Genomic DNA, 12968 nt, shown 5'->3' with positions numbered 1-12968 from the left:
ATTGTTAAACCTGTAATTGTTTGGTTACCTGTATTCTTGATTGTTACTTCATAGTAAACTTTATCGCCTACGGCGTGTAATTTACCTGCTTGTTTACCTGTATATTCTTTATCAGCTTTATCAGTAATCTTAGTTACAGCTTTTGTGACATCCATTGATTTTTCTTTATCTGTTTGTGTCTTTGTTTTATCTGGTTTTTCTGGAATATCTCCACCTGGTGTTTTACCTGATACTTTAACTGTATTAACTAAGTTATCTTTACTATCTAAATCTTTTTGTGTCACAGAATATGGTGCTGTAAATTCATGTGTATAAGTCTTACCTGGTTCAATATCTAAATTCTTCACAACTTCATTTGTAATACCGAGTAATTTATCGTTAATTGTTAATTCTGTAATCTTAACATTACCAGTATTTGTTACCTTAACTTGGTAGTAAACTTTATCGCCTACAGCATGTAATTTACCTGCTTGTTTATCTTTATATTCTTTACCATCTTTATCAGTAATTTTTGTCACTGATTTTTTAATTTGCATATCTGGTTTGTAATCTGTTGGTGTGTCTACATGAGATTCACGATTTGGTGTATCTCCACCTGGTGTTTTACCAACTGCAGTTACAACGTTCTTCACTTTACCAGCATTTAAATCTTTTTGTGTCACAGAATATGGTGTTTTAAATGTATAAGTTTTATTTTTACCTGGTTCAATTGTTAATTTAACATTTGTATTATTAATACCTAACAATGCGTCATTCAATGTTACGGATGTGATTGTTAAATTACCAGTATTAGTAATCTTAACTTGGTAGTAAACTTTATCACCTACAGCATGTAATTTACCTGCTTGTTTACCTTTATATTCTTTATCCTTTTTATCAGTAATTTTTGTCACTGATTTTTTGATTTGCATATCTGGTTGCTTATTAGTTGGTGTGTCTACATCAGATTCTTTTTCTGGTGTATCTCCCGCTGGTGTTGTTCCGATTGCTTTCACAACGTTTGTCACTTTACCAGCATTTAGATCGTTTTGTGTCACAGTATATGTTTTATCGAAATCGTAATGGTAAGTTTTTCCAGGTTCAATATTCACATCATTCAACATCACATCTTGCAAATCTAATAATTTATCATTAAGTTTCAAATTATTAATTGTCACATTACCTGTATTTGTAACATCTAATGCGTAGTAAATTTTATCCCCTGGCGTATGCATCTTACCATCGTCATATTTTTTACCGTCTTTATTTGTAACTTGACGAACAGTTTTCTTAATAGTCATATCTTTCTTCTGTTCGCCATTTGTTTCTGTTTTGTTACTTGGTGTGTCTGGTGTATCTCCACCCGGAGTCTTACCTTTAACTTTAGCAACATTTTCAACTTTGCCTTTATTCATATCTGCTTGCGTTACAATATATGGATTAGCAAAGTCATAATCATAAGTGCCACCTGGTGCAATATTAACGTTATTAACAACTACATCTTTAACATTTAACAAAACATCATTTAAAGTTACGCTTGTAATATCAACGTTACCTGTATTTTTAATTTGTAATTGATAGAAAATTTTGTCGCCTGCTTGATGCATTTTTCCATCATCATATTTTTTACCATCTTTATTAGTTACTTCAATAACTTTTTTAGTAACCTTCAAGGACTTATTAAGAGGTCCTTTTTTCTTATAATGGTATGTGATGATTTGTTTTGTGGCTGCAATAACTTTTCCTTTTTCTTTTGAAACTCCATCAACAGCTTTTGTTGGTTCCCCAGCTGGTTGATTAATATCTTTTAATTTCTGTGTTTGATAATCAACTTGTGTTGGTATCAATTCATACACTTCACCATTAATTACAAATTGTTTTGGTTGGAATTGTGGTGTAGAAGCATCATAGTCTGTACCACCATTTTGATTTTCCATAACAACTTGAGATTTAATACCGGGTAATGGATTACCATTTTCATCAACGTATTTTGTGATAACTTTCCCTTGAGGTACATACCAATAAACTGAATCATGATTACGTTCCAATGGGTTAATCAAATATACTGTCTTATGACCTATACGATCATGTTTATGACCATTACTGATATTGATATCATATGGTGCTGCGACAGCTGATAAATAACCTAAGCCTCCACTTGGCAGACCATCAAACCCATGAGAAACATTCCCTGGAGTCTTATATATCACAAACTGACTATCTCTTTTTATTAAGAAAGCAGCTGGATTACCTGAACCATTATCAGCATTTGATACATTATTAGCCGGTTGAGCTGTATATTGCCATTTTTGACCATTGTACATTATTGGATAACTATTTACCGGAGATTCAACCCAATCAGAATACATTTTAAAAGGCACACTAGCTTTTTCATTAAATTTCGTGTTCCATTCTTTTGGACCAAGAACTGCAGTCTCAAATACTTTAACAAATCCATCAGTTGTATTTCCTGCTAAAGCTAAATCAGATGCTTTTTGATCTTTAAAATAAAGTTTCCCATTTTTATTTACAAGTTGTGTAAATGGATTCATCACCCAAACCTGAAGCTTACCTCTACCAGTAATATCTTCAACTTTAAGCATGGTTTTTACGCCATAGTTTTTATAACTTTGCGCTATCCGAGTTTCTCCAACCTTATATGAATCATAGATTTGATAAGATTTATTTTCTGATTTAAATAATTCATATCCCTTAAATGTTCGTTCCTTCATCGGTGTGAATCGTTGACCGATCATAGCTGTATAATGGCCTAAAGTTAATAATTTACCTTTGTAGTTATCGACGTATTTCTTTTCTTCATTTTTTTCAAAAGTAAGGCGTCCTTGATCATACTGCTGTTTTTTGTTATTTGCATCAATTTCTGCTTGACTAGCATAATCAGCATTATATTTTGCAGGATTATTAAGATCGAAACTTGGACTGTCAACATTAGCTAAACGATATTGTGTATGTCCATCAACATTACCCGGAATGGTAGCATTATAAGTTGTTTGTAATATTCCATTCACATCAGTATTCAAAGCATTCCATACAATAAATGATTGTAAAGGCAATGTCCCGACTGACTGAACGTTAATAATATTTTTTCCGTTAACGTATTCTTGGTTTTCATAATTAAAGTCTAACTGAATTTTCTCTTTTGATTGTTTAAGATATTTATTCAAGCCTTCAAAACCTTTTGGTTGTTCACCGTTTTGAAGCGTCATATTTGAAATTTCTTGCCCATTTTCTCTGTTCACCCAACGAACATAAACAGTTTTATTATTCCCTGTAACTGTTGAAAATGTTAAGTAAGATGCTGGAAGTTTAGCACCATGTGCATTTGCTTCATCAAGAAATGTTTTTTCTCGTTGAATATGCCCAGTTTTATCTTTACGACTAATATCAATAATCATAAATGTATATCTATCACTCGCTGGATCAGGTTGATAATTATATGTTTGGGAATTAGCCGTTTGGTGTAAAATATTATTTGGAATTGGCTCGTATTCCGAGTGAGACCCATCTGCTACATCAGCAGGTGGATTGACTTCCTTCGCATTTTGATCAGTCAACCACGCACTGTGGTACCCATGTCCATTATTAGTACCATTAACGCGTGTTGCTTGAATAACGTTCAATGGCGTTGTAATAAAGACATTTAACAGTAAAATAATGGTCATAAATTGCGTCATTATTTTCTGCCAAATTTTCTTTGACATATTTATATTCATCTCCTTTTATAATTGTGCACAATATACGTCACTGTAAAGTTTAGCACCCCCCCCCCGACCAAAATCAAACAATATGCATTAGATAAATTTCAAAATATTTATTTTTTTATCAAAGCAAAAAAGCAGCGCTACCTAAAATCGGTAGCGCTGCTTAAAATTTTTATTTTATTTATTTTCCAGCTTCTTTCACAGCTGCTTTAATAAAGCCTGCGAATAAACCTTCTGGACGTTGTGGACGTGATAAGAATTCTGGGTGGTATTGTGATGCCACGAAGAATGGATGATCAGTAACTTCCACTACTTCCACTAAACGATTATCTGGAGATGTACCTGCAAATGTTAAACCATGTTCTGTTAAGATATCACGGTATTCATTATTGAATTCATAACGGTGACGGTGACGTTGTTGAATCACATCATGTTCACCATAGACTTCTGCTGCTTTAGTACCATGTTTTAATTTACATGGGTATAAACCTAAACGTTGTGTTCCACCCATATTTTCAACATCTTCTTGATCTGCCATTAAGTCGATAATATTATTTTCACAATTTGGATCAACTTCAGCTGTATTACAATCTGGTAAACCAACAACATCACGTGCATATTCGATACATGCCATTTGCATACCTAAACAAATTCCCAAGAATGGAACTTTGTTTTCACGTGCATAACGAATAGATTGAATCATACCTTCTAAACCACGGTTACCAAAACCACCTGGTACGATAATTCCATCATATCCAGCTAATTCTTCAGCCGCATTTTCAGCAGTAATTTTTTCTGAATCAATATATGAAATCTTGATATCAGCATTTTCTTCATAACCAGCATGTTTTAAAGCTTCGTTAACAGAAATATATGCATCTGGTAATTGAACATATTTACCAACTAAAGCAATTTTAACTGTCTTTTCAAGATTTTGAACTTTTTCACAAAGTTTCTTCCAATCTGTCATATCAGCTTCTGGTTGATCTAAGTGTAAGTGTTCACACACGATATCATCCATTTTTTGTGCTTGTAAGTTCAATGGAATTTGATACAAAGTATCTACGTCCATTGATTCAATAACCGCTTCTGGTTCAACATCACAGAAGTTAGCAATCTTATTACGCATATCACGAGAAACATGTTGTTCTGTACGTAATACTAATAAGTTAGGTTGGATACCTAAACCACGTAATTCTTTAACACTGTGTTGTGTTGGTTTTGTTTTCATTTCACCAGCAGCTTTTAAGTAAGGTACTAATGTTGTATGAATGTACATAACATTTTCGCTACCTAAATCTGCTTTCATTTGACGTAAAGCTTCTAGGAATGGAAGTGATTCGATATCACCAACTGTTCCCCCAACTTCTGTAATAACAACATCTGAATCAGTTGTTGTACCAGCACGCATGATTTTTTCTTTAATCATGTTTGTGATATGTGGGATAACTTGGACAGTTGCACCTAAATAATCGCCGCGGCGTTCTTTTTGTAATACTTCAGAATAAATTTTACCTGTTGTTACATTAGAATATTTATTCAAGTTAATATCGATAAAACGTTCATAGTGACCTAAATCTAAGTCAGTTTCTGTACCATCATCAGTTACGAAAACTTCCCCGTGTTGAATTGGGCTCATTGTCCCTGGGTCAACGTTGATATATGGGTCAAATTTTTGAATTGTAACTTTTAAGCCGCGATTTTTCAATAAACGACCTAAAGATGCTGCGACAATCCCTTTACCTAATGATGAAACAACGCCACCTGTGATAAAAATATATTTAGTCATTAGAAATCTCCTTTATTTCTTCCTTTTTCTAGGGTTTTACCAATAAAAAATAACAAGCTCCCTATTCTCTAATTAGTGAATAGGGAGCTTGAATTCTTCCGTTCATCTGACTTCATTAATCTGAAGTGCCCAAAAAATATTTTACATAAGTTATGAGGGAACGTCAAGAACTAGATTTTTATTTTTAAGATTTTGAAATTAAAATTCGTCTTCTTCAAGATCTTCATCAACAATTTCAGTTAATTGTCCTTCGATTCCGTCAGGAAGTTCTTCTTCATCTTCGTCATCGATATTATCAAGATCTTTACTATATGCTTTTAATTCGCTATCGTCATCGTCTTCATCGTCATCGAATTCGGAACTATCATTGCTGTATTCCACAAGTTCAACGATATCGATATTAGCATCATCTTCGTCAACATCTGCTAAGAAGGCATTAACTTTTTGATGTTTCTTACGTGAGTCGTTTTCTTCATCTGCTTCAGCTTGAACGAGAGCTTCGTCAATTGATTCAAATGGATACCAGCTACGTAATCCCCAGCGGTTATCTCCTAAACAAATATATCGGCCATCAGTATTTAAATCTGTGTAAAATTGTGTAAGAGAGTTTCTGATTTCTTCATCTGTCTTATCTAAATAATTTTGTATTTTATTCACGATTTCAGCGAACGCCATAACATCTTTTTCTAGTTGTAAAATTTCAAAAGCTACTTCAATCATTGATAACTCACTTTTATTTACCCCATCGAATTTTTCTAAATTCAAACTAGTACACGCCCTTTCAGTAGTTTACTCTTCATATTATAACACTATTCGTGAAATTGCAATCTGATTTCATAATCTCCAACCAATTTATTTTGTGAATAAAGTGCATAATCAATTTTAATTTCACCTTGCACATTATTTTCCGCTGTTAAATCAGCCAGTAACGGCCATTCCATCGCAATAGTTTTCGCTTCTAAAGGAATCATGCCATATTGTGAACGATATTGCGTTTGATAAATGCCTTGATCTTTAAAAATCAAACGTAAATGTAAATCCGCACTTTGACGTGTTAATTGAATCGAAGCATCAGGATTGATTTTAAATGTCACAGAACCTTGATCGTGTTTCGTTTCTTGATAACGAATAAAGTAAGTCTCACCTTTTTGAAAATAACGCCCCGTTGTCACTTCTTCAAAAACATCAACTTCATTTTCTTGTTTAGCTTTCGTGATAATTTTAATTTGAATATCTTTGCCTAAATCTTGTGCCATGCTACGCTCCTTCTTTCTTAATTTCCTTTATATTATAACTTTTTTACCCCTTTTTTCCAAACCATCTCACTAAAATTAAATGTTATAATAATCTAGATAGATTATTTTAAGGAGGTTTGTCAATGTCTAGAATGGAAACAGTCTTACGCGATCCAATTCACAATTATATTTATTTACAAGATGAAGTTATTTTAAAGTTAATTAACACAAAAGAAATGCAGCGTCTCCGTCGAATTAAACAACTCGGCACAACAAACTCTACTTTCCACGGCGCTGAACATAGTCGCTTCACTCATTCTGTCGGCGTTTATGAAATTTCTCGCCAAATTTGTGACTTATTCCAAAGAAATTACCCTTCAACTACACCAGGTGATGGTAATTGGGATAATAACGAACGTTTAGTAACACTTTGTGCCGCCTTACTCCACGATGTCGGACATGGTGCATATTCACATACTTTCGAACATATTTTTCATACCGACCATGAAGCTATGACTGTCCAAATTATCAAAGATCCCCGAACAGAAGTAAATCAAGTTTTACGTCAAGTCGCTCCTGATTTTCCAGCTAAAGTAGCCAGTGTAATTCAAAAAACATATCCTAATCCACAAGTTGTGCAAATGATTTCTTCACAAATTGATGCCGATCGGATGGATTACTTATTACGGGACTCTTATTACACCGGGACCAATTACGGTAATTTCGATATTATGCGTATTATGCGTGTTATGCGCCCTTATCAAAACGGGATTGCTTTTGATTTAAGCGGGATGCACGCTGTAGAAGATTATGTCTTAAGTCGCTTCCAAATGTATCAACAAATTTATTTCCACCAAGTATCTCGGGGCATGGAAGTCTTACTCACTAATTTATTAGCTCGAGCTCGTTATCTAGCACAAAACAATTTATTCCCGGCCAATGAACAACCAACTCTCTTGTTGCCCTTTTTCCAAGATCAAGTTGATTTGCTCGATTATTTGCGTCTTGATGATTATGTCTTAAATAGTTATTTCAATTTATGGACTACAAGTTCTGATCCGATTTTAAGTGATTTGGCGCAACGTTTCTTAAACCGTAAACCATTTAAATCAATTCAAATCATTTCAGAAGAACATCCACAAATCATTGCCCAAATTCAACAAATTGCCCAAGAACACGGTTTTGATCCAGAATACTATACTGGTTATAATGATTGTTTTGATTTACCATACGATGCTTATGACCCAACCCAAGAAAATCCAAGAACACAAATCGAATTAATGAAACCAAATGGTGAACTAACTGAATTATCAACTGAAAGTTCCCTCGTTTCAGCAATTACCGGTAAAGAAAGCGGCGATTTACGTTTTTATTTTCCAAAAGAAATCCAACCCGAAGTTAATCAGTTGAATCAACAACACTAAAAAAGTCGAGGATCTAAGATCCTCGACTTTTTATTTATAACGTAATTAAAATCGCAGCTAAAATTAAAACAACTGCTAAAATCAACATATTCAATGCAAATTTATCAAAATGAATGGGTGCATTCTTTTTAGAACCAATTTCTCGTACTTTAAGTTTATTCGCTTGATATTCCTCATCAGTTTCGCCTTTTTTCTTACGTTTAAAAAAACCAGCGAATAATTGAGCATGTGCCAGAATATTAACAATTGCTGCCAACAAACATACCATTCCAGCAATAAAGAATCCGTCAGAAACTACGCGTTGATAATGAAAAATAACACTTCCAAAACTGATAATGATGACCGCTAAAACAATACCACCTGTAAATTTTGGCCATATTTTTTCTTTTATAAAATTCATTTTCTCATCCTTAATACTTAGCTAATTTTTTGATACTCACCCGTTAAAATATTTAATTTTTGGGCTACTTTCGTATCCGTATTAAAACGATACATTCCTTTCAAATTAGAAATTTGTTGGTTAGTATCACTTGTATGACGGATTTCGATTTGATATTGATGATTACCTAATGATTGCACGAAACATTGATCACCTTTTTCGATTGGAACATTAGTTGCCTTAGTAAAAGCTTGCAAGACACGTTTATTTTGTAAGGCCTTCACAGCTTGAGCTACTTCTTCTTCGCTAGCATGCGCTATATTTTTACCCGTTTGTTTAGCGAATTGTTCTTTCAAAATTTGTGAGTTTTGTGCATTAATATCACCGGCACCTTTATTTTGTAGGCGAGCAGCTTCATATTCTTTTTGAGCAATTCTATTACTATATTGATCAGCATCATTTTGTAATTTAGTAACCATTGCTAATTTGCTATTCAAAGAATCCAAAGACTGTAAACTACCACCAGCAGCTAAATATTTACCCGCTTGATAATATTTCACAACTTCTGTGTAATAAGTATTTGCCAATTGAACAGTTTGATAATCTTTTTTAGCTAGCTGATATTGTTTCACAAATGCTTTTGGCGTTTGAACTTGAGCTAATTGTTGCAATTTAGGTTCGATCACTGGTAAATCATTATTATTAATCGCAGCTTTTAACGCAATCAACTCAGCTAAATTATTTTTTAAGGTAGTAACTTTTGTCGGTGTTTGATCAGTAATTTCAATTTCATTTAATTCTTTTTGAGCGGCCTTTAATTTACCGGCTGAAATTTTATCAATTGCTACTTCATAATGATCTTTTTCATAAACAGCCGAACTTGGGTCGTTACCTTGATTAGTCTGTGCATTTTTATTACCACAAGCACCTAATGTGACCGTAGTTAAACCAATCATAACTGCTAACATCCATTTATTATTTTTAAACAAAACATTCGACCTCCTCAGATCTGACTTTCATGTTGATTGTACCATATTTAAGATTCTTTATTTAATCCGATCTGTACTGCGACGATAATGATTAATACGCCGTCCCATTAAATACGTTGTAATCCAAATCACGGCCACAACAGCAATCGCGGAATATAACACGCGGAAACATTCCATCACAAAGATTTTCGAATTTAAATAGTATCCGAAACTCGCATCTAATTTATATAATAATACAAATAAGGCTAAATCGCCGCCGAACAAACCAAAAAACAAGGTATTTAACGTCATACCCATAATTTGAAAACCAATATTCTTCCCACTTTTGAACAAACCGACTAAACCAATGCCGGGATGATGCTCAATAATTTCTTCTAAACCACTCGCAATCGCAATAGATGCTTCAGCAATCGCTCCTAAAGTGCTTAACATCGTTGTGGCAATCGCAATCTCACGGAAATTAACTCCAATTAAAATATTAAAAGCCTCAATTTCTGATGATTGCTCGGGACTGAACCCTTGCAAATAAGCCCAATGATTAAACGGAATAATCAAAACTAACATCATCAACATCACTATGAAAGTCGCTTTAAAAGCTACATTCGTAGATCGTTCATCATTATTTCCCATATAAATCGTAATTGCTAAAATACAAATCCCCGCAAAAAATGAAACCCAAATTGCTGGAAAACCACCTGCGATTAAGATAACTGTGACAAATAAAATGAAAAAATTACAAATCAGACTTAAAAAGGAAATAAATCCGCTCTTTCCCCCTACTAAAACCATCAACAAACATAATATAATTCCCAATACACTAATGGCTGTCATTATTCATTCCACCTAACATTTTTGCACTAATGAAACTCGCCAAAGGAATCGTCAACATAATTCCAATCCCACTAATTAAAGTTTGTACGACCCCCAGCGCAATTGTCCATTCAAACGTATACGCCATCGAATTTCCTGTTCTAAAAAATAAAATAGCCATTGTAAATGTTTCTGCAAAAAAGATTAATAACAAAACATTAATCAACGGCCCCATTACTGCCCGACCGACTTGTTGTCCAGATTGAAATAACGCTTTAGCACCTAAGTTAGGTGTAGCACGTTTTACTTCAAAAACAGTTGAAACAATATCTGTCGCTGCATCCATTACCGCACCTAAAACACCAATTAATGTTGCTGATAAGAATAATTGAATAGGAGATTGTGTCGCGAAATTCAATGCTTCATAATGGACACCTTGACTCTGAGTGAGTTTCAAAACAATCACACCAATTACTAACGCTAAACTCGTCCCTAAAAAGACGGAACTAAAAGTAACGATAAATTGCCGATTCAAACCAATCACTAATGCTAATGATAAAGCTGTAAATAAAACAGCACTCACCGCAAACAACCAGAAGAAATACGTCAAATTCCATTGAACATCAATTTCAATAAACAAAATAAATAATGCAAAGTTTAAAGCCACACTTAAAATTGTCCTGAAAGCTTGCAATTCAGTAGTTAATAACAATAATACAACTACTAACCAAGCTAACATCATTAAATAAACATCTCGTTTATAATGCGAAATTTGATAAATTGTATGATTTTTATTTTTATGTAATGTCAAAAAAACACTCTGCCCTTGATGATAAGCTTGCGTAATCCCACCTGATAAGGAGTAGTGATTTTTCACTGTGATTTTTTCACCTTTATGATCACCGTTTAACAGTTCTAATTCTAAGACTTGCTCGGTTACTTCATCATAATTATTAAACTCATCAACTGTTTCATGGGTAGCTCGTGTTTTCTCTTGAACAACTCGACCAATTTCTTGATGATATAAAAACGCATCATTTTTACCAAATAAATAAACACATAAACCACTAACAATAATTAAGGCTAATTTGATAAAAAAGCTTTTTTTATTGCGAATCATCCTTTCACCCCTTTATCTGTATTCAATTCATTTTAACATAATCATCATTTTTTAGGTCTTTTCCATTTTTTATTTAATGAATCTTTGTTTTCCTTGTTATAATAGAATCAAATGTTATTAACGGAGGTCTGAATGGAAACAACGGAAAAAGTTTTACATCTCTTATCAACCAGTTCCAAAGAATATTTATCCGGCGAAACACTCGCACGTGAACTCGGTATGTCACGGACTGCCATTTGGAAAGCAATTAAATCTTTACAACAACAAGGTCATAATATCGTCAGCAAGCCACGTTTAGGTTACCATTACATTGATAACCAAGCCTTGAATGAATATATTATTCACAATTTCTTGAATAAAGATTTAACGCTGCAATTCGAAGTTCATGAAAAATTAAAATCAACCAATTTACGTGCCAAAGAAATTGCTTTCGAACCAATTAATCAACCATACATTATCTTAAGTGATTATCAAACCAACGGATATGGGCGCCGCGGACGTCACTTTAGTTCTCCAGCTCAAACCGGAATCTATCTTTCTATTTTATTAAATACACAAAACACCACCTTAAATCCGGGACTTTTAACAACCGCTACGGCTCTAGCTGTGACACGTACTATTGAAAAAGAACTCGGTGAAACACCACAAATCAAATGGGTCAATGATGTTTTATTAAATAATAAAAAAATTGCTGGTATCTTAACTGAAGCTGTGATGGATTTTGAAAATCAACAAATTAAAAATGTCATTATTGGTGTCGGAATTAATTATTTGTCAGATTATATTGATTTCCCAGATGAACTGCAAGATATTGTCGGTACTTTAAAAGACGCCGCTCTAAAAGCAAATATTTCTCGCAATCAATTTATCGCCAGCTTTTTAAATGAATTTTTTGCTTTATATCAAAATTACCAAGCTGCAAATTTCATGCCGGAATATCGTGAACATTCCGCTGTAATCGGCAAAGAAGTAACCATCACACAAGGAAAAGAAACCTTCAATCAAGTGGTAACTAATATTGATGATCAAGGTTGTCTAATTTTACAAGATGGCACCCGTTTAAATTCTGGTGAAGTTACAAAAATCAGAACAGTTTAATAAAAAACAGCTGCAGTTCAATTTTGAACTTGCAGCTGTTTTTATTTAGACTTTTTTACGAATCCGATATCCCAATCCCCAACTAATTATCATCAAAACAATTCCAACTAAACCTGACATTGTTGTTTTTTGACCTGTAGATGGTAAAGTTTTTTGTTTTTTAGGTTGTTTTACCTGATGAGTATTAATTAAATCCAATCCTTGTTCTGTAACTTGATATCCTTGAGGCACATCGATTTCTTTGACACTATATTTAACTTTAGAGCCTTGGTAATGTGTTGGTAACTCACCAAAACTATAATGCCATATATTATCTTGAACATTGATTGGCTTGAATTCTTTGGTTTTACTTAATTCAGAAATTTCTTTCCCTTTGACTTTCGCAATCAATTTCACTTTGATACTTGTTGGACGTAGTCCATC

The 12968-nt window shown here is 33.5% G+C and carries 11 protein-coding genes; 2 read left to right on the top strand and 9 right to left on the bottom strand.

Going from position 1 to position 12968, the window contains the following annotated elements; genetic code table 11:
- From G540_RS0100460 to G540_RS0100445, 4 genes are all read right to left on the bottom strand, one after another.
- Positions 1–3701 (bottom strand): DUF7507 domain-containing protein (locus tag G540_RS0100460; protein WP_027106383.1); only part of this gene is annotated, 3701 nt, incomplete at its 3' end.
- 181 nt (positions 3702–3882) lie between these two features.
- Positions 3883–5490 carry a CTP synthase gene (locus G540_RS0100455; protein ID WP_027106382.1) on the bottom strand — a complete coding sequence of 536 codons (1608 nt, stop codon included), beginning with the start codon at positions 5488–5490 and terminating at the stop codon, positions 3883–3885.
- 198 nt (positions 5491–5688) lie between these two features.
- Positions 5689–6255, bottom strand: a complete 567-nt coding sequence (gene rpoE, locus G540_RS0100450; protein ID WP_027106381.1) for a DNA-directed RNA polymerase subunit delta — start codon at positions 6253–6255, stop codon at positions 5689–5691.
- Positions 6256–6299: 44 nt separating this feature from the next.
- A complete protein-coding gene (locus tag G540_RS0100445) occupies positions 6300–6746 on the bottom strand; it encodes a YwiB family protein (protein WP_027106380.1) in 447 nt (148 codons plus the stop codon).
- A 122-nt stretch (positions 6747–6868) separates the two neighbouring features.
- On the opposite strand from G540_RS0100445, the gene G540_RS06765 reads away from it, so the two are divergent.
- A complete protein-coding gene (locus G540_RS06765) occupies positions 6869–8149 on the top strand; it encodes an HD domain-containing protein (RefSeq protein ID WP_051188897.1) in 1281 nt (426 codons plus the stop codon).
- Positions 8150–8183: 34 nt separating this feature from the next.
- Here the strand turns inward: G540_RS06765 and G540_RS06760 are convergent, their stop codons facing one another.
- From G540_RS06760 to G540_RS0100420, 4 genes are read right to left on the bottom strand one after another with little or no spacing between them, the layout of a single operon-like run.
- Complete coding sequence (locus tag G540_RS06760) at positions 8184–8549, bottom strand: DUF3899 domain-containing protein (RefSeq protein WP_027106379.1); 366 nt, start codon at positions 8547–8549, stop codon at positions 8184–8186.
- A gap of 17 nt (positions 8550–8566) precedes the next feature.
- Positions 8567–9517 (bottom strand): hypothetical protein, encoded by a 951-nt coding sequence (locus G540_RS0100430; protein ID WP_051188896.1) that lies wholly within the window; start codon positions 9515–9517, stop codon positions 8567–8569.
- A 57-nt stretch (positions 9518–9574) separates the two neighbouring features.
- A complete protein-coding gene (locus tag G540_RS0100425) occupies positions 9575–10348 on the bottom strand; it encodes a YibE/F family protein (protein ID WP_027106377.1) in 774 nt (257 codons plus the stop codon).
- Positions 10335–11447 (bottom strand): YibE/F family protein, encoded by a 1113-nt coding sequence (locus G540_RS0100420; RefSeq protein WP_035463420.1) that lies wholly within the window; start codon positions 11445–11447, stop codon positions 10335–10337. The genes G540_RS0100425 and G540_RS0100420 overlap by 14 nt, the downstream gene beginning before the upstream one ends.
- 132 nt (positions 11448–11579) lie before the next feature.
- On the opposite strand from G540_RS0100420, the gene G540_RS0100415 reads away from it, so the two are divergent.
- Positions 11580–12545, top strand: coding sequence for a biotin--[acetyl-CoA-carboxylase] ligase (locus G540_RS0100415; protein WP_027106375.1), 966 nt, complete (start codon positions 11580–11582; stop codon positions 12543–12545).
- A 45-nt stretch (positions 12546–12590) separates the two neighbouring features.
- Here G540_RS0100415 and G540_RS0100410 read toward each other — a convergent pair.
- Positions 12591–12968 (bottom strand): Cna B-type domain-containing protein (locus tag G540_RS0100410; RefSeq protein ID WP_027106374.1); only part of this gene is annotated, 378 nt, incomplete at its 5' end.

Source organism: Ligilactobacillus ceti DSM 22408, assembly GCF_000423245.1.
In the GTDB taxonomy this organism is placed as follows: domain Bacteria; phylum Bacillota; class Bacilli; order Lactobacillales; family Lactobacillaceae; genus Ligilactobacillus; species Ligilactobacillus ceti.
This window is presented reverse-complemented; position numbering and strand designations above follow the sequence as displayed.

Coding starts and splice junctions, on each gene's coding strand:
- G540_RS0100455 (WP_027106382.1), bottom strand. CDS start 5,490: ATGACTAAATATATTTTTATCACAGGTGGCGTTGTTTCATCATTAGGT.
- G540_RS0100445 (WP_027106380.1), bottom strand. CDS start 6,746: ATGGCACAAGATTTAGGCAAAGATATTCAAATTAAAATTATCACGAAA.
- G540_RS06765 (WP_051188897.1), top strand. CDS start 6,869: ATGTCTAGAATGGAAACAGTCTTACGCGATCCAATTCACAATTATATT.
- G540_RS06760 (WP_027106379.1), bottom strand. CDS start 8,549: ATGAATTTTATAAAAGAAAAAATATGGCCAAAATTTACAGGTGGTATT.
- G540_RS0100425 (WP_027106377.1), bottom strand. CDS start 10,348: ATGACAGCCATTAGTGTATTGGGAATTATATTATGTTTGTTGATGGTT.
- G540_RS0100420 (WP_035463420.1), bottom strand. CDS start 11,447: ATGATTCGCAATAAAAAAAGCTTTTTTATCAAATTAGCCTTAATTATT.
- G540_RS0100415 (WP_027106375.1), top strand. CDS start 11,580: ATGGAAACAACGGAAAAAGTTTTACATCTCTTATCAACCAGTTCCAAA.